At 61.3% G+C, this 26,085-nt stretch carries 26 protein-coding genes; 10 read left to right on the top strand and 16 right to left on the bottom strand.

Features of this window, described 5'->3' with window-relative positions; all coding sequences use genetic code 11:
* Positions 1–51: 51 nt before the first annotated feature.
* Both glpK and CXQ80_RS18545 read right to left on the bottom strand, forming a co-directional pair.
* Positions 52–1,551 (bottom strand): glycerol kinase GlpK, encoded by a 1,500-nt coding sequence (gene glpK, locus CXQ80_RS18550; RefSeq protein WP_101321848.1) that lies wholly within the window; start codon positions 1,549–1,551, stop codon positions 52–54.
* Between the two features lie 68 nt (positions 1,552–1,619).
* On the bottom strand, positions 1,620–2,471 hold the full coding sequence (locus CXQ80_RS18545; protein WP_101321847.1) for an MIP/aquaporin family protein: 852 nt from the start codon (positions 2,469–2,471) through the stop codon (positions 1,620–1,622).
* A gap of 304 nt (positions 2,472–2,775) precedes the next feature.
* On the opposite strand from CXQ80_RS18545, the gene ybaK reads away from it, so the two are divergent.
* Complete coding sequence (gene ybaK / locus CXQ80_RS18540) at positions 2,776–3,246, top strand: Cys-tRNA(Pro) deacylase (RefSeq protein WP_101321846.1); 471 nt, start codon at positions 2,776–2,778, stop codon at positions 3,244–3,246.
* Between the two features lie 49 nt (positions 3,247–3,295).
* Here the strand turns inward: ybaK and CXQ80_RS18535 are convergent, their stop codons facing one another.
* The gene (locus CXQ80_RS18535) at positions 3,296–4,405 is read right to left on the bottom strand and encodes an ABC transporter ATP-binding protein (RefSeq protein WP_101321845.1); all 1,110 of its coding nucleotides are present in this window, start codon (positions 4,403–4,405) and stop codon (positions 3,296–3,298) included.
* Complete coding sequence (gene argF, locus CXQ80_RS18530) at positions 4,402–5,322, bottom strand: ornithine carbamoyltransferase (RefSeq protein WP_101321844.1); 921 nt, start codon at positions 5,320–5,322, stop codon at positions 4,402–4,404. The genes CXQ80_RS18535 and argF overlap by 4 nt, the downstream gene beginning before the upstream one ends.
* Positions 5,323–5,683: 361 nt before the next feature.
* Between argF and CXQ80_RS18525 the strand changes: the two genes are divergently transcribed.
* A complete protein-coding gene (locus CXQ80_RS18525; RefSeq protein WP_101321843.1) occupies positions 5,684–7,792 on the top strand; it encodes a molybdopterin-dependent oxidoreductase in 2,109 nt (702 codons plus the stop codon).
* Between the two features lie 108 nt (positions 7,793–7,900).
* Positions 7,901–8,239: a Grx4 family monothiol glutaredoxin gene (gene grxD / locus CXQ80_RS18520; protein WP_101321842.1), complete on the top strand. Its 339-nt coding sequence runs from the start codon at positions 7,901–7,903 to the stop codon at positions 8,237–8,239.
* An 89-nt stretch (positions 8,240–8,328) separates the two neighbouring features.
* Here the strand turns inward: grxD and bfr are convergent, their stop codons facing one another.
* Positions 8,329–8,802 (bottom strand): bacterioferritin, encoded by a 474-nt coding sequence (gene bfr, locus CXQ80_RS18515; RefSeq protein ID WP_101321841.1) that lies wholly within the window; start codon positions 8,800–8,802, stop codon positions 8,329–8,331.
* A 202-nt stretch (positions 8,803–9,004) separates the two neighbouring features.
* Complete coding sequence (locus CXQ80_RS18510; RefSeq protein ID WP_101321840.1) at positions 9,005–9,226, bottom strand: bacterioferritin-associated ferredoxin; 222 nt, start codon at positions 9,224–9,226, stop codon at positions 9,005–9,007.
* A gap of 210 nt (positions 9,227–9,436) precedes the next feature.
* Between CXQ80_RS18510 and CXQ80_RS18505 the strand changes: the two genes are divergently transcribed.
* Positions 9,437–10,039: a peroxiredoxin gene (locus CXQ80_RS18505; RefSeq protein ID WP_101321839.1), complete on the top strand. Its 603-nt coding sequence runs from the start codon at positions 9,437–9,439 to the stop codon at positions 10,037–10,039.
* An 86-nt stretch (positions 10,040–10,125) separates the two neighbouring features.
* Here the strand turns inward: CXQ80_RS18505 and rnt are convergent, their stop codons facing one another.
* Positions 10,126–10,728, bottom strand: a complete 603-nt coding sequence (gene rnt, locus CXQ80_RS18500) for a ribonuclease T (RefSeq protein ID WP_189691781.1) — start codon at positions 10,726–10,728, stop codon at positions 10,126–10,128.
* Positions 10,729–10,784: 56 nt separating this feature from the next.
* Positions 10,785–11,831 (bottom strand): dihydroorotase, encoded by a 1,047-nt coding sequence (gene pyrC, locus CXQ80_RS18495; protein ID WP_101321837.1) that lies wholly within the window; start codon positions 11,829–11,831, stop codon positions 10,785–10,787.
* 130 nt (positions 11,832–11,961) lie between these two features.
* Between pyrC and CXQ80_RS18490 the strand changes: the two genes are divergently transcribed.
* On the top strand, positions 11,962–12,897 hold the full coding sequence (locus CXQ80_RS18490) for an OmpA family protein (RefSeq protein WP_101321836.1): 936 nt from the start codon (positions 11,962–11,964) through the stop codon (positions 12,895–12,897).
* Positions 12,898–13,034: 137 nt separating this feature from the next.
* Entirely contained in the window at positions 13,035–14,252 is a 1,218-nt protein-coding gene (locus tag CXQ80_RS18485; RefSeq protein WP_101321835.1) for an argininosuccinate synthase, read from the top strand.
* A 31-nt stretch (positions 14,253–14,283) separates the two neighbouring features.
* Here the strand turns inward: CXQ80_RS18485 and CXQ80_RS18480 are convergent, their stop codons facing one another.
* The gene (locus CXQ80_RS18480; RefSeq protein ID WP_101321834.1) at positions 14,284–14,766 is read right to left on the bottom strand and encodes a hypothetical protein; all 483 of its coding nucleotides are present in this window, start codon (positions 14,764–14,766) and stop codon (positions 14,284–14,286) included.
* Between the two features lie 371 nt (positions 14,767–15,137).
* On the opposite strand from CXQ80_RS18480, the gene CXQ80_RS18475 reads away from it, so the two are divergent.
* Positions 15,138–15,764 (top strand): response regulator transcription factor, encoded by a 627-nt coding sequence (locus CXQ80_RS18475; RefSeq protein WP_101321833.1) that lies wholly within the window; start codon positions 15,138–15,140, stop codon positions 15,762–15,764.
* A gap of 36 nt (positions 15,765–15,800) precedes the next feature.
* On the opposite strand, the gene CXQ80_RS18470 is transcribed toward CXQ80_RS18475, so the two are convergent.
* The 3 genes from CXQ80_RS18470 to metG form a co-directional block, all read right to left on the bottom strand.
* On the bottom strand, positions 15,801–15,980 hold the full coding sequence (locus tag CXQ80_RS18470) for a PA3496 family putative envelope integrity protein (protein WP_101321832.1): 180 nt from the start codon (positions 15,978–15,980) through the stop codon (positions 15,801–15,803).
* A 104-nt stretch (positions 15,981–16,084) separates the two neighbouring features.
* Positions 16,085–16,723, bottom strand: coding sequence for an endonuclease III (gene nth / locus CXQ80_RS18465; protein ID WP_101321831.1), 639 nt, complete (start codon positions 16,721–16,723; stop codon positions 16,085–16,087).
* 97 nt (positions 16,724–16,820) lie between these two features.
* A complete protein-coding gene (metG, locus tag CXQ80_RS18460; protein WP_101321830.1) occupies positions 16,821–18,863 on the bottom strand; it encodes a methionine--tRNA ligase in 2,043 nt (680 codons plus the stop codon).
* 158 nt (positions 18,864–19,021) lie between these two features.
* Between metG and apbC the strand changes: the two genes are divergently transcribed.
* Positions 19,022–20,116 carry an iron-sulfur cluster carrier protein ApbC gene (apbC, locus tag CXQ80_RS18455; RefSeq protein WP_101321829.1) on the top strand — a complete coding sequence of 365 codons (1,095 nt, stop codon included), beginning with the start codon at positions 19,022–19,024 and terminating at the stop codon, positions 20,114–20,116.
* A gap of 108 nt (positions 20,117–20,224) precedes the next feature.
* Here apbC and CXQ80_RS18450 read toward each other — a convergent pair whose 3' ends face one another.
* A complete protein-coding gene (locus tag CXQ80_RS18450; protein WP_101321828.1) occupies positions 20,225–20,434 on the bottom strand; it encodes a cold-shock protein in 210 nt (69 codons plus the stop codon).
* 325 nt (positions 20,435–20,759) lie between these two features.
* Between CXQ80_RS18450 and dcd the strand changes: the two genes are divergently transcribed.
* Together dcd and CXQ80_RS18440 are read left to right on the top strand one after the other, a co-directional pair.
* Positions 20,760–21,326: a dCTP deaminase gene (dcd, locus tag CXQ80_RS18445; RefSeq protein WP_101321827.1), complete on the top strand. Its 567-nt coding sequence runs from the start codon at positions 20,760–20,762 to the stop codon at positions 21,324–21,326.
* 97 nt (positions 21,327–21,423) lie between these two features.
* Positions 21,424–21,654: a hypothetical protein gene (locus tag CXQ80_RS18440; RefSeq protein ID WP_101321826.1), complete on the top strand. Its 231-nt coding sequence runs from the start codon at positions 21,424–21,426 to the stop codon at positions 21,652–21,654.
* Here CXQ80_RS18440 and pdeM read toward each other — a convergent pair whose 3' ends face one another.
* From pdeM to CXQ80_RS18425, 3 genes are all read right to left on the bottom strand, one after another.
* Positions 21,655–22,311: a ligase-associated DNA damage response endonuclease PdeM gene (gene pdeM / locus CXQ80_RS18435; RefSeq protein WP_150572235.1), complete on the bottom strand. Its 657-nt coding sequence runs from the start codon at positions 22,309–22,311 to the stop codon at positions 21,655–21,657.
* A 41-nt stretch (positions 22,312–22,352) separates the two neighbouring features.
* Positions 22,353–24,830: a ligase-associated DNA damage response DEXH box helicase gene (locus CXQ80_RS18430; RefSeq protein ID WP_101321824.1), complete on the bottom strand. Its 2,478-nt coding sequence runs from the start codon at positions 24,828–24,830 to the stop codon at positions 22,353–22,355.
* Between the two features lie 61 nt (positions 24,831–24,891).
* Positions 24,892–26,007, bottom strand: coding sequence for a succinylglutamate desuccinylase/aspartoacylase family protein (locus tag CXQ80_RS18425; RefSeq protein WP_101321823.1), 1,116 nt, complete (start codon positions 26,005–26,007; stop codon positions 24,892–24,894).
* Between the last annotated feature and the right edge of the window lie 78 nt (positions 26,008–26,085).

Here is a 26,085-nt window from a genome sequence, read left to right as displayed (position 1 = left end):
TGCTGAACATGGCGACCGATGCGGGCAGGGCCTGAAACGCTACAGTTTCAATCAGGCGTCGTGATCTTCCCAGTCACGGGTACGCTCGACCGCTTTCTGCCAGCCGGCATAGAGCTTCTCTTTCTGCGCTTCATCCAGCTGCGGGCTGAACTCGCGCTCGATGATAGCCTTGTCGCGCAGCTCATCCAGGCTGCTCCAGAAGCCGCTGGCCAGTCCGGCCAGGTAGGCAGCGCCGAGGGCGGTGGTTTCGCGCATCTTTGGCCGCTCGACACAGCTGCCGAGGATGTCGGCCTGGAACTGCATGAGGAAGTTGTTGGCCACCGCGCCGCCATCCACGCGCAGTTCGCTCAGGCGCTGGCCGCAGTCCTGCTGCATGGCATCGAGGACGTCGCGGGTCTGGTAGGCGATCGACTCCAGTGCGGCGCGGATGATGTGATCGACCTTGACCCCGCGGGTCAGGCCGAACAGTGCGCCGCGTGCGTACGGGTCCCAGTAGGGCGCGCCCAGCCCGGTGAAGGCCGGCACCAGATAGACACCGTTGCTGTCCTTGACCTTGCTGGCGAAGTACTCGGTGTCGAGCGCATCGTTGACGATCTTCAGTTCATCGCGCAGCCACTGCACGGTCGAGCCGCCGTTGAACACTGCGCCTTCAAGCGCGTAGGCGACTTCGCCACGGGGGCCGCAAGCGATGGTGGTGAGCAGGCCGTGGGAGGAGCTGACCGCCTTGTCGCCGGTGTTCATCAGCAGGAAGCAGCCGGTGCCATAGGTGTTCTTGGCCTGGCCTGGCTCGACGCACATCTGGCCGAACAGCGCCGATTGCTGGTCGCCGGCGATACCGGCGATGTCGATGCCGCTCTTGGTCTGGCCATACACCTCGGAGGAGCCGCGCACCTCTGGCAGCATCTGGCGTGGCACACCGAGCAGCTCGAGCATCTTTTCATCCCACTGCAACGTGTGGATGTTGAACATCAAGGTACGCGAGGCGTTGGTGTAGTCGGTGACATGTACCTTGCCGCCGGTGAATTTCCAGATCAGCCAGGTATCGATGGTGCCGAACAGCAGTTCGCCGCGCTCGGCGCGCTCGCGGACACCTTCGACGTTGTCCAGGATCCACTTCAGCTTGGTCCCGGAGAAGTACGGGTCGGTGACCAGGCCGGTGGTTTCGCGGATGTAGTCTTCATGGCCATCGCGCTTGAGCTGGGCACAGATCTCGGTACTGCGCCGGCACTGCCAGACGATGGCGTTGTACACCGGGCGGCCGCTTTCCTTGTCCCACACCACCGTGGTTTCACGTTGGTTGGTGATGCCGATGGCGGCGACCTGGGCGTGGCTGATGCTGGCCTGAGCCAGGGCCTCGACCATGGTCGCGCTCTGGGTGGCGAAGATTTCCATCGGGTCGTGCTCGACCCAGCCAGCCTGCGGATAATGCTGGACGAACTCACGCTGGGAGGTGCCCACCACGTTTGCGTCACGGTCGAAGATGATCGCTCGCGAACTGGTGGTGCCCTGGTCCAGGGCGATGATGTAGTTCTTGTCCTGGGTGTCTGTCATGTCAGTGGCCTTGCACAAAATAGGGGGAGGCCAGGCGCTGTGCCTGGCTGTCGGCAGCGGCTCTCCGGTCAGGAGGCCCGCGCATCGCTCTGGGAATTATCGTCTGTTTGCCCGACTGCAACCTGCGCGGTGGGCAAGTTGCGGGCGATCAGGCCACGGTAGGCGGCGGCGCCCAGGCATGCACCCACAATGGGCGCGAATATCGGAATCAGGAAATACGGAATGTCACGTCCGCCAGTGAAGGCGATATCACCCCAGCCTGCCAGGAACGTCATCAGCTTTGGACCAAAATCTCGGGCAGGGTTCATCGCAAAGCCGGTCAGCGGGCCCATGGCGCTGCCAATCACCGCGATCAGCAAGCCGATCAGCAGCGGTGCCATGGCTCCGCGCGGCAGGCCATTGTTGTCGTCGGTCAAGGCCATGATCACTGCCATCAGGATCGCGGTGATGATCATTTCAACCAGAAACGCCTGGCCGATCGACAGCGCCGGGTGCGCATAGGTGGAAAACACCGACGCCAGCTCCAGGCTGGCCTGGCTGCCGCGGACCATGGCGTGGGATTGTTCGTAATCGAAGAACAGCGTGCTGTACAGGCTGTACACCAGCGCGGCGGCACAGAAGGCGCCAGCTACCTGGGCGAGGATGTAGAACGGCAGTTTGCGCTTTTCGAAACCGGCGAACAGGCTCAGGGCGATGCTCACTGCCGGGTTCAGATGGGCGCCGGATACACCGGCAGTGAGGTAGATCGCCATGCTCACGCCGACCCCCCAGATAATGCTGATTTCCCACAGACCGAAGCTGGCGCCCGCGACCTTGAGCGCGGCGACGCAACCGGTGCCGAAAAATATCAGTAGCGCAGTGCCGAAAAACTCGGCCATGCATTGGCCCCGAAGGGTGGGTTCGCGTAGTGCAGTCGTCATGTATGACCTCGGTTCTTGTTGTTGTGAGGCGCTGAGCGCTCGACAGCAAGGCCCAGAGTCGATCCCCATTGACCCTGGGCGGATAAGCGAAAGCGCACTTTAAGAGTGCACCATTTATTCAGAAACGAAAAAATATAGGCAAGAAACGCTCATGTCAAAGGTCGAAAGTGAACGATCAGCCACAATTTGACCCGCAGCGAGGTCTCTGACTATTCCGACAGCATCTGGCGATTTGCCGACCAGCTGGCTGGCTCGCGGCTTTTCACCTAAAGTAGCCGCCGAACTTCTCTGCTCGGAGCCCCGCATGACCCCCGCTCTCGACCTGCTGAAAAAAGCCCGCGCTGAACACCGCGTGCACAGTTACGAACATGATCCGAAGTCGGCCTCGTATGGCCTGGAAGCCGCTGAAAAGCTCGGCATCGATCCTGTGCAGGTGTTCAAGACGCTGCTCGCCAGCAGTGAAAAGGGCGAGTTGTTGGTGGCCGTAGTGCCGGTGGTGGGCACGCTCGACCTGAAGGCTCTGGCCCACGCGGCGGGGGTCAAGAAGTGTGAAATGGCTGACCCCGCGGCGGCGCAGCGGGCCACGGGGTATCTGGTCGGCGGGATCAGCCCACTGGGGCAGAAGAAGCGCCTGCGCACCTTTATCGATCAATCAGCGCAGCAGTTCGCAACCATTCACGTAAGTGCTGGCCGGCGCGGACTTGAGGTCGAATTGGCTGCTGCGGTATTGGCCGAGCATACCCAAGGGAAATTTGCCGAGATCGGCCGGGGCTGAGAAGCCGGGTGATGCTGCCGTCACCCGTTATCGTGCCCGAAGCGGTGTCTCAGTTCGCCGAGCTGTAACGGCGAACGCCGTTTTCCTGACGAGCGTGCTGGGTGGCGACGCTGCCCGGCACCGGGAACAGCACGAGGTGATCGGCCTTCACTGCAATGCCGACGTCCTGGCCGACCTGATGATCGATGTGGCTGGCGAAGATCGCTTCCAGCTGGCTGCCGGTCGCCAACTGCAGGCGATACAAGGTTGAGGCGCCGAGGAAGCTCTTGCCAACCACGCTGGCGCGCAGGGGGCTGTCTGGCGCATGGACGATGTCGTCCGGGCGCAGCAACACGTCAACCGAACTGCCAACGGCCATGGTGTAGGCGCGATTGCCACGCAGCTCGCCGAGCTCGGTGGTCACCGCTTCATGGCTGCTCATCTGCCCACGAATGAAATAGCCCTGGCCGATGAAGCTGGCCACAAACGGCGTCTGCGGTTCGTGATACAGGTTGTAGGGGGTATCCCACTGCTCGAGCCGACCTTCCTTGAACACGCCGACATGATCGCTGACGGCAAACGCCTCTTCCTGATCATGCGTGACCAGAATGGCACTGGTGCCACGGCTTTTGAGGATGTCGCGCACCTCATGGCTGAGGCGCCTGCGCAGTTCCACGTCAAGGTTGGAGAACGGCTCGTCGAGCAACAGCAGTTGCGGCTCCGGCGCCAGTGCTCGGGCCAGGGCAACGCGCTGTTGCTGGCCGCCGGACAGCTCGTGCGGGTAACGCCCACCGAGCCCGACGAGCTTGACCAGCTCGAGCATCTCTTCAACCACAGCTGCCTGGCGCGGGTGCTTGCTGATGCCGAAGGCAATGTTTTGCGCGACGGTCAGGTGCGGAAACAGCGCGTAGTCCTGGAACACCATGCCGATCCGGCGCTTCTCTGGTGACAGGGTAAAACCCGCCCGCGAGATGACTTCGCCAGCGAGCTGGATTTCACCGTCGTGCACCGGCTCGAAGCCGGCAATCGCCCGCAGCGTGGTGGTCTTGCCGCAACCCGATGACCCGAGCAGACAACCGATGTCGCCTGCGTTGAGGTGCAGATTGAGGTTCTGGACGATGCGCTGCTCGCCATAGCCGCAGGCGAGGTTGCGCAGGTTGAGCAATAACGGATGACTCATGCGTGGTGGTAAGCCGGTTCGACAAGAAATTCGAGAAGGGCCTTTTGTGCATGCAGGCGGTTTTCAGCTTGGTCCCAGGCGACCGAACGTGGGTCGTCGAGCAGGTCCAGGCTGATTTCCTCGCCACGGTGGGCGGGCAGGCAGTGCATGAACAAGGCGTCGGGTGCAGCCAGGTCGAGCAGTTCGCGGGTGACCTGATACGGTGCGAAATGCGCCAGGCGCCGTGCAGTTTCCTCTTCCTGGCCCATGGAAGTCCAGACATCGGTGGTAACCAGGTGCGCGCCGGCAATCGCTTGCTTGGGGTCGCGCACGATCTGCACCCGCTCACCGGCAAGGGCGAGGAAGCGTGGATCAGGCTCGTAGCCTTCCGGGCAGGCGATGCGCAGCTGGAAGTCGAACTGCTGGGCGGCTTCGATGTAGGAGTTGCACATGTTGTAGCCGTCGCCGATCCAGGCCACGGTCTTGCCCTGGATCGAGCCACGGTGTTCGAGGAAGGTCTGCATGTCGGCCAGCAGCTGGCACGGGTGCGACTCATCGGACAGGGCGTTGATCACCGGCACCCGCGAGTTGGCCGCAAATTCGGTGAGGATGCTGTGGTGGTGGGTACGGATCATCACCGCATCGAGCATGCGCGACATGACGATGGCGCTGTCGGCGATCGGTTCACCACGGCCCAGCTGAGTGTCGCGCGGCGACAGGAAGATCGCCTGGCCACCAAGCTGGATCATGCCGGCTTCGAACGACAGGCGGGTCCGGGTCGAGGCTTTCTCGAAGATCATCCCCAGCACCCGGTTCTTCAGTGGCTCGAACAGCACGCCGCGGTTACGCAGGTCCTTCAGCTCGATGCCGCGACGGATCACGCCGAGCAATTCGTCAGCAGTGAAATCCATCAGGGAGAGAAAGTGCCTAGCGCTCATGATTGACTACCTTAATTGCAACGGTTCGCAGGCCTGCGTTGGCTTTAATTGACAACGGGAGGGACCTGCGGCGTAAGCCGCACGGAGCGGACGAAATAGGGAAAGGCGCAATACTATAATTAAATGTCGCGTGAAACAAAGGGGGTTCACCGTGCGCCTGTATCAACGGATGTCCTAAGCCTATGGCCCGGCGCCGTTTTTTATTCATTACAGAGGTTTTACACGGCGGGTGAGGGGCTTGGCAAACCTGCTGTCGTCAATCGCCTGCCTGATGGCGCAAGATTCAGCCGGCGAAGTGCGCTGGCGAGCGCTCTCAGCCCGGCCCATAGTGGCTGCTTCCCTTGAGCGGAGCGAGTCGACCATGGCCACCACTGTGCATCATCGCGCGTGCCACCTGTGCGAGGCCATCTGTGGCCTGAATATCGAGATCGACCAGCCTGTCGGCGCGGCTGCGCGCATCGTCTCGATCAAAGGCGATCCGCTCGATACGTTCAGCCGCGGCCATATTTGCCCCAAGGCTGTCGCGTTGGAGGATATACAGGACGATCCGGATCGCCTCCGACAACCGCTGCAACGGGTTGGCGAGCGCTGGCAGCCGATCGCCTGGGAGACTGCATTCGAACTGGCTGCAGAGAAACTCTGGAGCATTCAGCAGGCGCACGGGCGCAACGCGGTGGCGGTGTATCAGGGCAACCCCAGCGTGCACAACTACGGGCTGATGACCCACAGCAACTACTTCCTTGGCCTGCTAAAGACCCGCAACCGCTTTTCGGCAACCTCGGTGGACCAACTTCCGCAGCACCTGACCAGCCATCTGATGTATGGCCACGGCCTGTTGCTGCCGATCCCGGACATCGATCACACCGACTTCATGCTGATTCTGGGCGGCAATCCGCTGGCCTCCAATGGCAGCATCATGACCGTACCGGACGTGCACAAGCGCCTCAAAGCACTGCACGCCCGCGGCGGGCAACTGGTGGTGATCGATCCGCGCCGCAGCGAAACGGCCGCGATTGCCGATCAGCACCTGTTCATTCGCCCGGGCACTGACGCTGCATTGTTGTGTGGCTTGCTCAATACCCTGTTTGCAGAGGATCTGGCCAAGAGCTCGCACCTGCCGGTCAATGGCCTGGAGCAGGTCCGCGCAGCGATTGCGCCGTTCGATGTTGAGCGCATGAGCGCAGTATGCGGGGTGCCTGCCGAGCAGATTCGGCAACTGGCGCGGGATTTCGCTGCAGCCGAACGGGCGGTCTGTTATGGCCGCATGGGCGTCTCGACCCAGGCCTTCGGCAGCCTTTGCCATTGGCTGATCCAGCTGATCAATCTGGTGACCGGCAATCTTGATCGGGTCGGTGGGGCGTTGTGCACCGAGCCTGCGGTGGATCTGGTCGCTACAACCTCAGGCGGCCATTTCAATGCCTGGCAGAGCCGCGTCTCCGGGTTGCCGGAATACGCCGGCGAGCTACCCGTGGCCGCTTTGGCCGAGGAGATGCTCGTGCCCGGTGCTGACCAGGTACGGGCGCTGATCACCGTGGCGGGCAATCCGGTACTGTCGACGCCCAATGGCCGTCAACTGGACCAGGCCTTGGGCGGCCTTGAGTTCATGCTCAGCATCGACCTGTACCTCAACGAAACCACGCGCCACGCTGACCTGATCTTGCCGTCGACCACGGCACTGGAAAACGACCACTACGACACCACCTTCAACCTGCTGGCGGTGCGCAATGTCACCCGTTTCAATCGGGCAGTGCTGGCCAAGCCTGCCGGTGCGCTGCACGACTGGGAGATATTCGTTGGTCTGGCCAAGGCGTTCGCCAGGCGTGCGCAGAAGGAACTGAAGCCGACTATGCCCCCGGCGCAGATGATCGACCTGGCGTTGCGCCACGGCCGCTATGGCCAGGCGTCGCCGTGGGCGTTGTCACTGGACGCCCTGGATCAGCATCCACACGGCCTGGACCTGGGGCCCTTGCGCGCCAACCTGGCAGCACGCCTGGCTACCCCCGGCAAAGTGGTCGAGGCAGCGCCGACGCAACTGCTTGAAGACTTGCAGCGCCTTGCCAGACAGGCCCCGGCAGCGCCGGACGAGCTGCTGATGATCGGCCGCCGGCACGTGCGCAGCAACAATTCGTGGATGCATAACTTTCATCGGCTGGTAAAAGGCAAGCCGCGCCATCAGTTGCTGATGCATCCCGATGATATGCAGCAGCGTCAGTTGAGTGATGGCCAGCGCGTAAGCATTCAATCGCGCACGGGTGTGGTCGAGGTGGACGTGCAGGCCAGCAGCGAGATCATGCCCGGCGTGGTCAGCCTGCCCCATGGCTTCGGCCATCGCCGCCAGGGCGCGCAATTGCAGATCGCCGCTGAGCAGCCAGGGGTCAGTGCCAATGATCTTACCGACGAGCTGCAGCGTGACGCCGTGTCGGGTAATGCAGCGTTGAATGGTGTGCCGGTGCGGGTCGCGGCCGTTTGAACGCGCACTGCTGATCCGACCGCGTGCAGGTCGACCCACGGCCGGGCTTTCCGATACAATGGCTGACCGTGCCGACCATCGAGTCGGAAAGTTCAGACGAGGTGCTTCATGGATATCATCGAAACAATCAAAGAGCAGATTGCCAACAACACCATTCTGCTTTACATGAAAGGCTCGCCGAACGCGCCTCAGTGCGGCTTCTCGTCCAAGGCGGCCCAGGCTGTCATGGGCTGTGGCGAGAAATTCGCCTATGTCGACATCCTGCAGAACCCGGAAATTCGCGCCAACCTGCCCAAGTACGCCAACTGGCCGACCTTCCCACAGCTGTGGGTTGCCGGTGAACTGGTCGGCGGCAGCGACATCATGATCGAGATGTTCGAGAACGGTGAGCTGCAAAAGCTGGTCAAGGAAGCGGCTGCCAATGCTGCCAAGGCTTCCGAAGCCTGATTGACCTTGCTGGGCAAGCAGCCAAAGTTGTTTGCCCAGGCATGAAAAAGCCCCGCACTTGGCGGGGCTTTTTCGTATGGGCTTGAGCGTTACTCTTCGCCCATCTGCGACTGCAGGTAGTTCTCGATGCTGATCTTGTCGATCAGGCTCAGCTGGGTTTCCAGCCAGTCGATATGCTCTTCCTTGGATTCAAGGATGTCTTCCAGCATTTCCCGCGAGCCGAAGTCGCTAGAAGTTTCGCAGTGCGCAATAGCTGCCTTGAGATCGATCAGACCGCTTTGCTCGATCTTCAGGTCGCATTCCAGCATCTCTTTGGAGTGCTCGCCGATCAGCAGCTTACCCAGGTCCTGCACGTTAGGCAGGCCTTCGAGGAACAGGATGCGCTTGATCAGCTTGTCTGCGTCCTTCATCGCCTCGATGGACTCTTTGTACTCGCGCTTGCCCAGGGCGTTGAGGCCCCAGTCTTCATACATACGCGCGTGCAGGAAGTACTGGTTGATAGCGACCAGCTCGTTCCCGAGGATCTTGTTGAGATGCTGGATGACGCTGACGTCGCCTTTCATGTCCGTATTCCTGCCGTGTTGAGTGTGTCAATACCCGAAGTCTGAGCCGGACAACTTCCAGTGTCAAACCTAAGTTGTTGAATAATAAATGAAATTTAATCGGAATAAGAATGTTTGTGAACCGCGTTGGCACGCTAACTTATTGAATTAAAGGCATAAAAAAACCGGACACAAGGTCCGGTTCTTCAAAATACGGGGGAAATCAGACTGCATTAAATTCGACGGGGTAGGGCAGGGCGGGCTGCTGGCTGACCTGGAGGTCGGTCAACGTCTCACGCACCACCTGCTTGGCAAGGCACGCGCACTTGCCACATTGGCTCGCCACGTTGGTGGCCGCCCGGACTTCCTTGTAGCTACAGCATCCCTCGTAGATCGCATCGCGAATCTGTCCGTCGGTGACGCCGACACAAAGACACACATACATAGAGGCTGACCATCGTCGTTGAGTCGATGCGTTGGAGAGTAATAGTAATGAGAATGCTTGTCAAAGCGGTTTCTGAAACTAAATGCGCAAGGGCGACCGGCGGTTGGATTCGGCCTGTCACCTTAACCTGTGTATGATGGTCAGCCTTTGCTGGATGCTTGGCGGGTTTGCCGCCGGGCAACGTTTTTTCACCTTCATCAGGAGATAACGATGAGCGTACTCGTTGGTAAACAAGCCCCCGACTTCACCGTTCCAGCTGTGCTGGGCAACGGCGAAATCGTCGACAGCTTCAACCTCGCTTCGGCGATCAAGGGCAAGTACGGCCTGGTATTCTTCTACCCGCTGGACTTCACCTTCGTCTGCCCGTCCGAGCTGATCGCGTTGGACAACCGCATTCCGGACTTCGCTGCGCGCAACGTCGAAGTGATCGGCGTGTCGATCGACTCGCACTTCACTCACAACGCCTGGCGTAACACCCCGGTCAACAACGGCGGCATCGGCCAGGTCAAGTACACCCTGGCGGCTGACATCACCCACGAAATCTGCAAGGCCTACGACGTTGAGTCCGAAGGCGGCGTAGCCTTCCGTGGCGCCTTCCTGATCGACCTGAACGGCGTTGTCCGCTCGCAGATCATCAACGACCTGCCGCTGGGCCGTAACATGGATGAGCTGCTGCGTCTGGTTGACGCTCTGCAATTCCACGAAGAGCACGGCGAAGTCTGCCCTGCCAACTGGAAAAAAGGCGACAAGGGCATGAACGCTTCGCCAGAAGGCGTTGCTGCCTACCTGAGCGAGAATGCCGGCAAGCTGTAATCGCCACGCATGAAAAAACCGGCCCTGGTGGCCGGTTTTTTTATATCCGCTGCGCGTCTCGAGACGCAGCAGCGGTAAGCTGATCATCAATCGCGCCAGCCGCCCAGATCCTTCCAGCGGTTGACGATGCCGCAGAACAGCTCGGCAGTCTTCTCGGTGTCATAACGCGCCGAATGCGCCTCACGGCCGTCGAAATCGATGTCGGCGCTCTGGCATGCTCGCGCCAGTACGGTCTGCCCGTAGGCTAGCCCGGCCAGGGTAGCAGTGTCGAAGCTGGAGAACGGGTGGAACGGATTGCGCTTGAGGTCATTGCGCGCAACCGCAGCATTGAGGAAGCCCAGGTCAAAGCTGCTGTTGTGGCCGACCAGGATCGCCCGCTTGCAGCCGTTGGACTTGAGCGACTTGCGAACGCTGCGGAAGATTTCGGTCAGCGCGCTCTCTTCACTCACTGCCATGCGCAGTGGGTGGTCAAGCTTGATCCCGGTGAACTCCAGTGCCGCCGCCTCGATGTTGGCGCCTTCAAACGGCTCGACGCGGAAGAAGTGCGTGTGCTCAGGGAACAGGAAACCCTTCTCGTCCATGCCGATGGTGACCGCAGCGATCTCCAGCAGGGCATCGGTAGCGCTGTTGAAGCCACCGGTCTCGACATCGATAACAACCGGCAGGTAACCGCGGAAGCGCTCGGCCATCGGGTGACGTGGGCCACCGCTGGAAGCTTCCTGGTCGTCTTCGTACAGATCTTCACTCACGCGTTTTCCTCCAGCAGGCGCCAGCGCAGTTTTTCACCGGCGCGCAGCGGAATCACAAGGTTGTCGCCAAACGGCAGGCTGCTTGGCGCAGTCCATTCTTCACGGACCAGAGTAATCCGGTCGGTGTTTGCCGGCAGGCCATAGAACGCTGGGCCATGCAGGCTGGCAAAACCTTCCAGCTTGTCCAGCGCGTTGCGCTGTTCGAACGCTTCGGCGTACATCTCGATCGCCGCATACGCGGTGTAGCAACCGGCGCAGCCGCAGGCGGCTTCCTTGGCGTGCTGGGCGTGGGGCGCCGAGTCGGTGCCAAGGAAGAACTTGCGATTGCCGCTGGTAGCCGCGTCCAGCAGCGCCACCTGGTGGGTGTTGCGCTTGAGGATCGGCAGGCAATAGAAGTGCGGGCGAATACCGCCGACCAGCATGTGATTGCGGTTGTACAGCAAGTGCTGAGCGGTGATGGTCGCACCGACATTGGCCGGTGCTTCACTGACAAACTGCGCGGCATCGGCCGTGGTGATGTGTTCGAACACCACCTTGAGCGTCGGGAAGCGGTCGACCAGACGGCGCATGTGCTCGTCGATAAAGCGTTTTTCGCGGTCGAACACATCAACATCGGCATGCGTCACTTCACCGTGCACCAGCAGCGGCATGCCGGTTTCGGCAAGGGCTTCGATGGCCGGGAAGATCTTGTCGATGCTGGTCACGCCGGAATCGGAGTTGGTCGTGGCGCCAGCCGGGTACAGCTTGGCGGCGTAGACAAAACCACTGGCCTTGGCCGCGCGGATGTCATCGGCACTGGTACGGTCGGTAAGGTACAGCACCATCAGCGGCTCGAAGCGGCTACCAACTGGGCGCGCGGCAAGGATCCGCTCGCGGTAGGCACCCGCTTCGGCGGCATCGCGCACCGGCGGAACCGTGTTGGGCATGACAATGGCGCGGGCGAAGGTACGCGCTACGTCGCCAACGGTGTGGGGCAGGACAGCACCATCGCGCAGATGGATATGCCAGTCATCGGGACGCAGGAGGGTCAGGCGGTCGGACATTGGGGATTCCAGGCGGGTCGAACTCAAGTGCGAATGCTACCGGAAAACCCTTGGTCGAGCACGGCTATCAAGTTTTCCGGCGCGCGACCGATAGCCTGCAGGTAAGCCGTCAGAATTTGTGGAGCCGCCCGTGCGCCAGCGTTACCTAGCCCTGTTCACCTTGTTTGCCAGCCTGCCGGCAGGCGCATTGACCTTCCAGACCCGGATGGAGAACATCGCCTGGACGGTCGAAGGCGATCAGTTCGAATGCCGCCTGGTCCAGCCGATAGACGGCTTTGGCAGTGGCGAGTTCGTGCGTCGCGCAGGCGAGCAACCAACCTTCCGCCTGCGCTCGGACACCAACCTGCTCGGCGCCGGCTCTGCCACCTTGCTCGCCGCCGCTGCGCCATGGCAGCCGGGGCGCAGTGATGTCAGTCTCGGTGCCGTACGCCTGGCCCGCAGTGGGGTGTTGTTCACGTCCTCGCAAGGCCAGGCCAGTCGCTTGATCAACGGCCTGATGGATGGGCGCAGCACGGTCGTGCGCAACCATGCCGGCGAGGGTGGTCGAGCCATGGAAGTGCGAGTGTTGCCCGTCAGCTTTGCCAAGGCGTTCAACGACTATCAGCTGTGCGCGAGCAAGCTGTTGCCGATGAACTACGACCAGATTCGCCAGACGCAGGTCGCCTTCCCGCGTGGGGTTGAACTGGACAGCAATGGCCGGGCTCGGCTGGACGTGATTCTCGATTACCTGAAGGCCGATCCGACGGTCAATCACATCGAACTCAACGGTCATTCCGACAACGGCGGCAATCGTCTGGCCAATCGCGAGGACTCGCGGCGCCGGGCGCTGGCGGTTGCCGAGTACCTGGTAGCACATGGTGTGCCTGAAACGCAGATCATCGTGCGCTTCCATGGCGAGCGCTACCCGCTGGCGAAGAACAACAGCGCGGCCAATCGGGCGCGTAACCGTCGCGTCAACATCGAACTGGATCGCGTCACGCCAGTGGCCAAACCGGCGGAAAGAGCGGTCGAGCCTTCCCCGGCTGGCGCTCCTGTGGCCCCTGCGCCTGCGGCCAAGCAACTGTAAACAGCCAGATCCGCGACCGTTGGTCGCTGTATCGAAAGTTCTTGTCGCTTTGTCGTCAGAAGCTGTCGCCCCACTGTAAATTTGCCCGCGAGGTCGGTAGAATCGACGGCTTTCCGTAAACCCCGTGGAGTGATGGCATGGCGGACGTAAATAAGGTCGTACTGGCGTATTCCGGCGGCCTTGATACTTCGGTGATTCTCAAGTGGCTGCAGGACACCTACAACTGCGAAGTGGTGACCTTCACCGCTGACCTCGGCCAGGGCGAAGAGGTCGAACCGGCCCGCGCCAAGGCTCAGGCGATGGGCGTGAAAGAAATCTACATCGATGACCTGCGCGAAGAATTCGTGCGTGACTTCGTGTTCCCGATGTTCCGCGCCAACACCGTCTACGAAGGCGAGTACCTGCTGGGTACTTCCATCGCGCGTCCGCTGATCGCCAAACGTCTGATCGAGATCGCCAACGAAACTGGCGCTGACGCCATTTCCCACGGTGCGACCGGCAAGGGCAACGACCAGGTTCGTTTCGAGCTCGGCGCCTACGCGCTCAAGCCGGGCGTCAAGGTCATTGCACCATGGCGCGAGTGGGACCTGCTGTCCCGCGAGAAGCTGATGGATTACGCCGAGAAGCACGGCATCCCGATCGAGCGCCACGGCAAGAAGAAGTCGCCTTACTCGATGGACGCCAACCTGCTGCACATCTCCTATGAAGGCGGGGTGCTGGAAGACACCTGGACCGAGCACGAAGAAGACATGTGGAAGTGGAGCGTCTCCCCGGAGAACGCCCCTGACCAGGCGACCTACCTCGAGCTGACCTTCCGCAATGGCGACATCGTTGCCATCGACGGCGTCGACAAGTCGCCAGCTACCGTGCTGGCCGACCTCAACCGCATCGGCGGCGCCAACGGCATCGGCCGTCTGGACATCGTCGAGAACCGTTACGTCGGCATGAAGTCGCGTGGCTGCTACGAGACCCCTGGCGGCACCATCATGCTGCGCGCTCACCGCGCCATCGAGTCGATCACCCTCGACCGTGAAGTGGCTCACCTGAAAGACGAGCTGATGCCCAAGTACGCCAGCCTGATCTACACCGGCTACTGGTGGAGCCCGGAGCGGATCATGCTGCAGCAGATGATCGACGCGTCGCAGGTCAACGTGAACGGCGTAGTGCGCTTGAAGCTGTACAAAGGCAACGTCACCGTAGTCGGGCGCAAATCCGACGATTCGTTGTTCGATGCCAACATCGCTACCTTCGAGGAAGATGGTGGTGCGTACAATCAGGCTGACGCGGCTGGCTTCATCAAGCTCAACGCACTGCGTATGAGGATCGCCGCAAACAAAGGTCGTTCGCTGCTGTGATCGACTGCCAGTTGGCGTGATCAACCCCGGCCTAGCGCCGGGGTTTTTTTTGCCCGCCAGTGACCTCGAACAGCACTGACTGAGGGGTGTCGGCGAGCGCCTCGACAGCCAAATAGATCTGCTTGTGCGCGTCCAGGTTGTACAGCGTCCAGCTGCGCGCGCTCGGCTCTGGGTCGGCCAGCGTGCGGTGGATATGCTGTTCTATCAGAACACCTGCGTCCGGACCGGAAAACGCAATGGTCGCCGACGCCTGCCCATGCATTCGCTCCGCTTCGATTGCTGGCTGCTGCTGCGCCGCTTCATGTGCAGCGGGCTGATAAAGGGTCTGGTGATTGAAGTTCAGGGTCAGAAAGAACAGTACCGTGAGAAAGAATGGAAAGCCGACCAGAAACCATGTGTAGATCATCTGGCTGGCCTCGCTCAGGAACGGCAGCGATGCCAACGCCGATGCCTCGACGATGCCTGCAAAAATCGCTATGAGCGTCAAAGGACTCAGACTTTTTTCATTTTTCATGTTGGCAGCCCCCGTCGATATAGCTCCTGTTTACCCGGCGCAGCGTGCGCCGAAAAGGTAGCCGAGTTCCTCGCTTGGTTAGAGTGCCGCCGCGTCATCAGAGCGTTGATGTCGAGTCCTGCGTTGTGGGCTGATTGATCCTGCATGCGTCAGCGATGATGCTGGCTTGAATAGCGCTTGTGTCGCCAGGCTGCCGTCTGGTGAATAGAGGGCAAGGGGCATGATTTCCTAAGATGCCTGTTTGTAGGAAATTTCCTTGATTAACGTAGGTTTCATCTCTGCGTGTCCTACGGGCCCCACCCCCCGCGCTATTTGCCGTTGCGCTCGGTTATGGTGGCGGCTGGATAAAAAAATAAATCAATGGATGTCGCATGAATAAAGTGCTTATCGTGGATGATCACCCGGTCATTCGCCTTGCTGTGCGCATGCTGATGGAGCGGCATGGTTATGACGTTGTGGCAGAAACCGACAACGGCGTAGATGCGCTGCAACTGACCCGGGACTACCTGCCAGATATCGTGGTCCTGGACATCGGTATACCCAAGCTCGATGGGCTTGAGGTGATTGGCCGCATCGGCCTCGCCAGCCCCAGCAGCAAGGTACTGGTGTTGACGTCGCAGGCGCCAGGGCATTTCTCCATGCGCTGCATGCAGGCCGGCGCGGCCGGCTATGTCTGCAAGCAGCAGGAACTGACCGAATTGCTCAGTGCAATCAAGGCGGTGCTCTCGGGCTACAGCTATTTCCCCAATCAAGCCCTGCACAAGGCTCGCAGCGCCATCAGTCGTGGGACCGAGACCGAAATGGTCGAGCGCCTTTCTGCGCGTGAGATGATGGTGCTGCAGCAATTGGCCAGGGGCAAGAGCAACAAGGATATCGCCGAAAGTATGTTCCTCAGCAACAAGACCGTCAGCACCTATAAAACCCGGCTGCTGCTCAAGCTCAATGCTCGCTCACTGGTCGATCTGATCGAGCTTGCCCAGCGTCATGGGCTGGCCTGAGCAGGCTTGGTGCCGGCCTGTTTACAGATCGTGGTTTTACAGGTCGTAGTCGTAATCGGCGAGTTGCCGCTGCAGGCGTCGCTCCTCCAGCAAGTTGTCAATGGTGCGACGCTTGTCCAGGTTGGTCTTGGCAACTTCTACCCGCGGCTCCGGCTCGTCATCGGTGCTCAGTACCAGATCGTCATCGATCACCAGGTCTTCTTTGTCAGTGCTCATGAGTTACTCCAAGCCAAGGGGCCATTGGCCGACCTTATAACGAGAATCTCTGGTCTGGTAAAAAAGATTTTTTCAATCAGGGAGGGGGTGTTCTGGCTATCGGCTCAATCGTCCGAGGTTTTTAGTCGGTATTCGCACAAATCCTCGATGCGGCAGCTGCCGCAGCGCGGCTTGCGCGCCTGGCATACGTAGCGGCCGTGGAGAATCAGCCAGTGATGAGCATCGAGCAGGTAATCCTTGGGAACGAAGCGCATCAGCTTTTTTTCCACTTCCAGCACGGTCTTGCCAGGGGCGATCCCGGTGCGGTTGCTGACGCGGAAAATATGCGTGTCGACGGCCATGGCGGGTTGCCTGAACGCCGTATTGAGCACCACGTTGGCGGTCTTGCGGCCCACGCCTGGCAGCGCCTCGAGTGCTTCGCGGTTGTCGGGGACTACGCTGCCATGCAGCTCAATCAGCAGCCTGCAGGTTTCGATGACGTTTTTCGCCTTGCTGTTGAACAAGCCGATGGTGCGGATGTAGGCGCTTAGCCCGTCGACGCCCAGGGCGTAGATCGCCTCGGGCGTATTGGCAACCGGATACAGGCGCGCCGTGGCCTTGTTGACGCCGACATCGGTGGCCTGGGCTGACAGGATCACCGCAATCAGCAATTCAAACGGTGTGGTGTAGGCGAGTTCGGTCTTGGGCTCTGGGTTCTCTTCGTGCAGCCGACGAAAGATCTCCAGGCGTTTGGCGGCATTCATGAAAGGCTAGGCTCTCGTTTGAGGCGGGGAGGCGATGGTCGCTGGCCACGTTGGCCAAAACAACGCCCCGGCACTTGGCCGGGGCGTTGTTGCTCGGTTACTTGATGCGCTGGCCTGGCTTGGCGCCGCTGTCAGGGCTGAGCAGGTAGATCTCTTCGCCGCCAGGGCCGGCTGCCATGACCATGCCCTCGGAGATGCCGAAGCGCATCTTGCGGGGCTTGAGGTTGGCCACCATCATGGTCAGGCGGCCTTCCAGCAACGACGGGTCAGGGTAGGCCGACTTGATCCCGGAGAACACGTTGCGACGCTCGTCGCCGATGTCCAGGGTCAGTTGCAGCAGCTTGTCAGCACCCGGTACTGCTTCGGCTTTGACGATCAGGGCTACGCGCAGGTCGACGGCGGCGAAGGTGTCGAATTCGATTTCCGCAGCCAGCGGATCCTTGCTCAGCTCGCCATTGCCAGCAGGGGCGCTGGGGGCCTGGGAGGCGAGCAGGTCCTCCTTGCTGGCTGCGATCATGGCTTCGACCTTGGCCGGTTCGATGCGGCTCATCAGTGGCTTGAACGCATTCAGCTGATGGTTTTCCAGGCGTGACTGGTGATCGTCCCAGCGCAGCGGGGCGACGTTGAGGAAGGCCTCGGCGTCTGCTGCCAGCACTGGCAATACCGGTTTGAGGAAGATCACCAGCTGGCGGAACAGGTTGATGCCTTGGGCGCAGATGGCCTGAACCTCGTCCTGCTTGCCTTCCTGTTTGGCCAGCGACCACGGCGCCTTGTCGGCAATCCAGGCATTGGCGCGGTCGGCCAGGGCCATGATTTCGCGCATGGCGCGGGCAAAGTCGCGTGCCTCGTAGGCTTCGGCGATCGATGGCGCGGCGGCGACAAAGGCCTCGGTCAGCTCAGGCGCGGCATCACCGCCGACCATCACACCGGCATTGCCTTTGTGGATGAAGCCTGCGCAACGGCTGGCAATGTTCACCACTTTGCCGACCAGGTCGGAGTTGACCTTCTGGATGAAGTCTTCCAGGTTCAGGTCGAGGTCATCGACGCCGCGGCCAAGTTTGGCGGCGTAGTAATAACGCAGGTATTCCGGCGCCAGGTGGTCGAGGTAAGTACGCGCCTTGATGAAAGTGCCACGCGACTTCGACATCTTCGCGCCGTTGACCGTCAGGTAGCCGTGCACGTTGATTGCGGTCGGCTTGCGCAGGCCTGCGCCTTCGAGCATGGCCGGCCAGAACAGGGCGTGGAAGTTGACGATGTCCTTGCCGATGAAGTGATACAGCTCGGTGGTCGAGTCGGCCTTCCAGTACGCATCGAAGTCCAGCTCCGGGCGGCGTGCGCAGAGGTTCTTGAAGCTGGCCATGTAGCCGATGGGCGCGTCCAGCCAGACATAGAAGTACTTGCCTGGCTCATCCGGGATTTCGAAGCCGAAATACGGTGCGTCGCGGGAGATGTCCCACTCCTGCAAACCGGAGTCGAGCCACTCGGCGAGTTTGTTGGCAACGGCGTCCTGCAGGGTGCCACTGCGGGTCCACTGTTGCAGCATGGCCTGGAAGTCAGGCAGCTTGAAGAAGAAGTGCTTGGAGTCCTTGAGTACTGGCGTGGCGCCAGAGATCGCTGACTTGGGGTTCTTCAGTTCGGTCGGGGCGTAGGTTGCGCCGCACTTCTCGCAGTTGTCGCCGTACTGATCTTCAGCCGCGCACTTGGGGCAGGTGCCCTTGATGAAGCGGTCGGCCAGGAACATGCCTTTTTCCGGGTCGAAGTACTGCGTGACCGAGCGGTTGGCGATGTGCCCGGCGTCGCGCAGGCGGGTGTAGATCATGCTCGACAGTTCGCGGTTTTCATCGCTGTGGGTCGAGTGGAAGTTGTCGAAGTCGACCAGGAATTCGGCAAAGTCACTGCTGTGCTCGGCCTGCACGTCGGCGATCAACTGCTCGGGGGTGATGCCTTCTTTTTCGGCACGCAGCATGATCGCCGAGCCGTGGGCGTCGTCGGCGCAGACATAGGTGCACTGGTTGCCGCGCAGCTTCTGGAAGCGAACCCACATGTCCGTCTGGATGTACTCGAGCATATGGCCAAGGTGAATGGAACCGTTGGCATAGGGCAGGGCGCTGGTGACGAGAATCTGACGTGGCTCGGACATGGTGGCTCGGCTATTACTCTGGCTAGACGGGATACAAAGTTGATCGGCCACTATAAAGCGACAGCGAATATATTTCACCCCATCGACGTACCTGCTGACGATTGACGGGTTAGCATAGGCGCCTGTCTCACCTTCAGATCTTGCCTATGGGAGCCTCCATGAGTGCCGTCACACGTGCCGATGTCGAAGCCGCGCTTCGCCAGTACACCGATCCCTACCTGAACCAGGACCCGGTCAGCGCCGGTTGCGTACGCGCGATCGACATCCAGGGTAGCCAGGTCAGCGTGCAGCTGCAGTTGGGCTATGCTGCCGGGCTGTTCAAGAATGGCTGGGCGCAGGTATTGCAGACCGCTGTCGAGAACATAGAGGGCGTAACTGCCGCCAACGTCTCGATCGATTGTGTGATCAGCGCACACAAGGCCCAGGCGCAAGTGCCCGGCATGGCCAACGTGAAGAACATCATCGCTGTTGCCTCGGGCAAAGGTGGCGTAGGCAAGTCGACCACTTCGGCCAACCTGGCCTTGGCGTTGGCGCGCGAAGGGGCGCGGGTGGGTATTCTCGATGCCGATATCTATGGCCCAAGCCAGGGCGTGATGTTCGGTATCGCCGAAGGTACTCGACCGCAGATTCGTGAGCAGAAGTGGTTTGTGCCGATCAAGGCGCACGGCGTCGAAGTGATGTCGATGGCATTTCTGACTGACGACAACACGCCGATGGTCTGGCGCGGGCCGATGGTCTCCGGCGCCCTGCTGCAACTGGTGACCCAGACGGCCTGGGATGATCTGGACTACCTGGTGATCGACATGCCGCCCGGCACTGGCGATATCCAGCTGACCCTGGCGCAGAAAGTCCCGGTGGCCGGTTCGGTGATCGTGACCACGCCGCAGGACCTGGCCCTGCTTGACGCGCGCAAGGGTGTGGAGATGTTCCGCAAGGTCAACATCCCGGTACTTGGCGTGGTGGAGAACATGGCCGTGCATATCTGCTCCAACTGTGGCCATGCCGAGCACCTGTTCGGCGAGGGCGGCGGTGCCAAGCTGGCCTCGCAATACGGTGTCGACTTGCTGGCGTCGCTGCCACTGTCGATGCTGATTCGCGAGCAGGCTGACAGCGGCAAGCCGACTGCGATTGCCGAGCCGGAAAGTCAGATTGCCATGGTCTACCAAGAACTGGCGCGGCAGGTCGGTGCACGTATCGTGTTGCAGGAAGCAGCCGCTCCGGCCATGCCGAGCATCACCATCAGCGAAGACTGATATCTCGGCATCCCTGCGTAAGTGGGGATGCCGTTCGCGCTGGTCTGATAGCTAAATTGCAGGCATAAAAAAACCCGCCGAAGCGGGTTTTTTTGAAGCCAGCTGGAATTAACCCAGTTGAACTTCTTCAGCCTGCATACCTTTCTGGCCGCGGGTAGCGACGAAAGTTACGGCTTGGCCTTCTTTCAGAGTCTTGAAGCCGTCAGCTTGGATGGCTTTGAAGTGCACGAACAGGTCGTCACCCGATTGAGGGGTGATGAAGCCGTAGCCTTTTTCATCGTTGAACCACTTGACGGTACCGTTTTGACGGTTGGACATGTGTCTGTCTCCTTGGACAAAGTAATTATCGGCGCAGGAAATGCCCTGGCCGGACTGAGTGCAAAGAGTCGGAAAATTCAGCGATGGGCAGATTGGGATCGTGCATCTAACTAGAGTTCTCGGTGTCACGTGCAGCACAGTGACGTCACCATACCCCACTTTCTTCAGCCTGCCAATGGTCAAACGCGGCTTTGCTCAAAATCGGATCGGCGGCGGCTGCAAGCCCCGTCCGGCGTGGGATACGGCCGGGGAACTTTAACCCGGAGGCCGGGACCGGTAAGATGCGCTTCTCGTTTTTTACCTTGCAGCCTTCAGGACACCCGCCATGAGCATCAAATCAGACAAGTGGATTCGCCGCATGGCGCAGGAACACGGCATGATCGAACCCTTCGTCGAGCGCCAGGTGCGCGGTGACGAAGCCAGCCGGGTGATTTCCTTCGGCGTTTCCAGCTACGGCTACGACGTGCGCTGCGCAGACGAATTCAAGGTCTTCACCAACATCAATTCGGCCACGGTCGACCCGAAAAACTTCGACGCCGGCAGCTTTGTCGACGTCAAAAGCGACGTCTGCATCATCCCGCCGAACTCGTTCGCCCTGGCGCGCACCGTCGAGTACTTCCGCATACCGCGCAACGTCCTGACCATCTGCCTGGGCAAAAGCACCTACGCGCGCTGCGGCATCATCGTCAACGTCACGCCGCTCGAGCCGGAGTGGGAAGGCCATGTGACCCTGGAGTTCTCCAACACCACCACCTTGCCGGCAAAGATTTACGCCAACGAAGGCGTGGCGCAGATGCTGTTCCTCGAGTCCGATGAAGAGTGCGAAGTCTCCTATAAAGACCGTGGCGGCAAGTATCAGGGCCAGCGTGGGGTCACCCTGCCGCGGACCTGAGCCGACGAGCGCGGGGAATTAGTTGCCCGCAAGGCACTCCAACGGGGTAACAGTTGCGGCGTGCATGACGTACGCCGGCCCCCGTGAGGAGCTGCCTATGAAACTCCATACCACTGTCAGTGCCCAGCTGGCTCATCTCCAGCCTAACCAGATCGGCCTGCTGGCCTGGTCGCTGTTGGCGCAGCCACCACTGCCTGTGCAGGCAGGAGGAGTGCCCGGCCAGCCGGACCCGGACAGCCCGCAGCCGCCTCAGCCGGGTGAGCATCAACCGACCGAGCCGGGTGTACCGACCTTGCCGGACGACATACCGCCTACTCCTGTTGCGTAATTAACGCTGCACTGCCCAGACCCGCTCAGCCCCTGCCAGAAACACGCGGGTGGCTGCGTCGGGTTCGACCGTCCAGCCCCCGGTGAATTCGCCGAATGCGGGCAACAGGCAGACCTCCTTGTTGATCAGAAAGCACGGCAAGCGCAACCGCTGCCGGGCTCTGCCACGGAGTACGTAAACCGGATGTACGTGCCCTGCCAGCACCGTGTGCGGAGGGTTTGCCGTTGGCTCGTGCTGCAGGGCAAACGGGCCGTATAGCCACGGTTCTTCCTTGATCTCGATGTTCAGTTCCGTCGGTGGGTCGCCGGCATGGCGGTCATGGTTGCCGCGCACCAGAATCATCTGCACCTGAGCATGCCGCTCGCGCCAGGCCTTGAGCTTGGCGATGATCGCCGGCGCCTGAGCGTGGCGGGCGTGCAAGAAATCGCCGAGTACAATCAATTGCTCGCAAGCGTGCTCGGTAAGCAACGCATCAAGGCGGGCGAGGGTGGCATCGGTGGTGCCGCGCGGCACTGGCTGATTCAACGCGCGATAGCTTGCCGCCTTGCCGATGTGCACATCAGCGACCAACAAGGCCCGCCGCGCTGGCCAGTACATGGCCTTGTCCGGCAGCAGCCAGAGCGTTTCGCCGCAGTGTTCGATTTCCAGGTGCTGCATTTCCAGGTGCTGCATAGAAGTCCTTGTATTCAGGGCGAGGCTCAGCTCCCGCGCCGGGTTCGCCCCTTGGGTGCGTCGGCGACTTTTTCCAGATCAGCCACCATCCGTGCAATGCGGTCGGCCAGTTTTTCTGTGCTCAGGGTCTCGCGCATGCCTTCTACCAACAGCGCGAAAGCCAATGGTCCGGGGCGACGCAGGTCGTGCAGATCCAGACGCAGCGTACTCAATTTGAGCAACTGCCGATGCAGCCGCTCGATTTCCAGTTCTTCGCGCAGCACCTCATCCCGCGCTTGGCCGAGCAACAGATTGTCGGCGTCGTGCTTGCGAAATACCTCGTAGAACAATCCGCTGGAGGCCTGAATCTGTCGAGTGCTCTTCTGCGCGGCTGGGTAGCCGCCGAACACCAGCCCGGAAATCTGCGCGATTTCGCGAAAGCGCCGCAGCGCCATTTCGCCCGCATTCAAGCTGGCCAGTGCATCTTCGAGCAGATCATCCGTGCTCAACGCCCGCGGCAGATACGTGGCCCAGTCGACCGTGCTGGGGCTGACCAGCTCGAAGCCGTAATCATTGACCGCAATGGACACCGACAATGGCTGCACCCGGCTCACGCGCCACGCTATCAGATTGGCCAGGCCCAGGTTGGCCATGCGTCCGGCGAATGGGTACAGAAACAGATGCGAGCCTTGTCTTGAAGTGAATGTCTCGGCCAGCAGGGTGTGCTGGGTGGGCAGCGCCGACCAAGTCGCCTGCAACTCCAGCAGAGGTCGCACGGCGCGCATTTCCGGGCCGTCGAAGTGGTCATGGGCTGCGGCATCCAGGCGCTCCACCAAGGCGTCCGCCAGTTCGCTCGACAGCGGCATACGGCCGCCATTCCAGCGGGCAATCGCCGCCTTGCGAGCGGTACTGCGGCGTACATAGGCGGTCATGTTCTCGACCCGCACCAGCTCCAGCACGCGGCCGGCAAACACCAGCGTATCGCCGGGTTTGAGACGCGCGATAAATGATTCCTCGACGCTGCCCAGCTGTTTGCCGCCGCCGCCCTTGCTCCAGTATTTGAGCTGAATACTGGCATCGCTGACGATGGTGCCGATCCCCATCCGATGGCGCCGCGCCAGGCGCTCGTTGGCCACACGCCAGATGCCGTCGGCGTGGGCTTCGACGCGCTGGTAGTCAGGGTAGGCCGTCAGCGAGCTGCCGCCATGGCAGACAAAATCCAGTGCCCATTGCCATTGGCTGTCGCGCAGTTCGCGAAAGGCCCAGGTGCTGCGCACTTCCTCGAGCAGTTCTGCCGGGCGAAAGCCGCTGCCCAGCGCCATGCTGACCAGGTGCTGCACCAGCACATCCATGCTCAGCCGCGGCGACTGGCGTGCCTCGATCTGGCCGGCGGCCAGGGCATGGCGAGCAGCGGCGGCCTCGACCAGCTCGAGGCTGTGGGTCGGCACCAGGGTAATCCGCGAGGCGCGCCCGGGCGCATGCCCGGATCGACCCGCACGCTGCATCAAACGCGCGATACCCTTGGCCGAGCCAATCTGCAGTACCCGCTCTACTGGCAGAAAATCCACCCCGAGGTCCAGGCTTGACGTGCATATCACCGCCTTGAGCGAGCCTTGCTTGAGACTGCGCTCTACCCAGTCGCGGGTCTGCCGAGCCAACGAGGCATGGTGCAGGGCGATCAACCCGGCCCAGTCAGGGCGGTGCTCGAGAAGTGCCTGATACCACAGCTCGGCTTGCGCGCGGGTATTGGTGAAGACCAGGCAGCTTTCACTGGCGTCGATTTCGGCACTGACCTGCTTGAGCATTTTCAGGCCCATGTGGCCGGCCCAAGGGAAGCGCTCGATTGCCTCCGGCAATAACGTGTCGACGACAAAACGTTTGTCCTGACGCCCTTTGACCAGTGAGCCACCGGCGGGCAACAGCACATCGCGGGCGTGCTCAAGATTGCCCAAGGTTGCCGACAGCCCCCATACCACCAGCCCGGGATGCCAGCGGCGCAAGCGCGCCAACGCCAACTGGAGCTGCACGCCACGCTTGTTGCCAAGCAACTCGTGCCATTCGTCGACCACCACCATGCGCAGCTGCGCAAAGTCTTCATTGGCCTGGGCGCGGGTCAGCAACAGGGTCAGGCTTTCTGGAGTGGTCACCAGCGTGCTGGGCAGTCGCCGGGCTTGGCGGGCGCGCTCGGCAGAGCTGGTATCTCCACTGCGCACGCCGACGTTCCAGTTCAGTTCCAGGTCATCCAGCGGTGCCTGCAGGGCACGTGCTGTATCCGCTGCCAGCGCACGCATCGGCGTGATCCACAGCACCTGCAGCGGCGCCGGCTTACCGCTCGGGTTGGCCGTGCGCGCATAGGCGCGCAGGGCGGCCAGCCATACCGCGTAGGTTTTGCCAGAGCCGGTGCTGGCATGCACCAGTCCCGACTCGCCACGCTCGACGGCGGCCCAGACCTGGCGCTGAAAGGCGAAGGGTTTGAATCCACGCGTGGCAAACCAGGCGTTGGCAAGGTCGGTTGTGGCGGGCATGCGTGGATCCGTCAAAGGCTGTGTTTCTACAGACCGCCGTGCGTGCCGATTGGTTTACCTGTTAGTTGCCCAACAGGTAACCACTGCGGCAAATCTGCTCGCCCGCGACATGGGCGACGACCATGCCGCTGGTTGCCATGCGCCGAACGCTACGGGCATACAGCAGCCCGGCCTGTTGATTGCGCAGCGAACTGACCTGATCGGTGAGTGGGTCGATCACCTCGGCAATCAGTTGCCCGGCTTGCAGGTATTGGCCGGGTTTTGCGTGGAATACCAGCAGCCCGCCCTGGGGGGTGCTGACGGGTTCCACTGCGGCCAGTGGCGTGGCCGGATGGAGCAGCGCCGGTAATTCGGTCGGTTGCCCTTCGATAACGCCCGCGTGGGTCAGAAAGTCGATGATCGCCTGGCAGTCCTTGGCCGCCAGCGCGTGACAGACGTCGGCTTGCCCGCGCAGCTCCAGCGTGACCGAAATGCCACCGTCGGGGATCGGGTAGCGCTTGCCGAAGCGCTGCTGCAATTGCCACCAGACCAGACTGAAGCACTCATCGAACGACTGCCCGCCCGAGTCGGTCGCGAGCAGGCTGGCTTGCGCCCCGAGGTAGCGCGCCAGCGGCTCGACCCGCGGCCAGGCCTGCGGCGTGGTGTACAGGTGTTCGACCGCTTCGAAGTCGCAGTGCAGGTCGAGGACCATGTCGGCATCGCACGCCAGTCTTTGCAGGCACAAGCGCTGGGACTGCAGCGCGGTACGTACCGGGTGCGCGTCCAGGCCCCGGCGCAGGTGCTCGCGGATCAGCTCAAGGTTGTGGTGCGGGTCCTGCGTCAATTGGCCTTCGAGCTGGTCGCCGATGGTGTCCGAAAGGTCGACGAAGTTGCGGTTGAAGTTCTCCCCGCTGTGCAGCTCGAAGCGGCCCATGGGTGCATCCAGCAGCACTTGCTCGATGCCCAATGGGTTGGCCACTGGCACCAGCAGGACCTGCTGACGCAACAGGCCTTGCTGTTCCAGTTCGAGCAGGCGCTGCTTGAGGTGCCAGGCGACCAGCATGCCCGGCAGTTCGTCGGCGTGCAGCGAGGCCTGTATGTAGACTTTGCCGGCGCCGGCTGGGCCGAACTGGAAGCTGTGCAGGTGCCGGCTGATGCCGGGCGCGGGGCTGAGCAAGCTGTGGGTCGAGTGGTGCATGGGGGTCCTGGGTGCTGGTTGATGATCGGGCTGCGACTGAAGATAGAAGCACAAACTTCGGCGTTGCGCATGCGCGCA

The organism is Pseudomonas sp. 02C 26, from assembly GCF_002843585.1.
Taxonomy (GTDB): domain Bacteria; phylum Pseudomonadota; class Gammaproteobacteria; order Pseudomonadales; family Pseudomonadaceae; genus Aquipseudomonas; species Aquipseudomonas shirazensis.
This window is presented reverse-complemented; position numbering and strand designations above follow the sequence as displayed.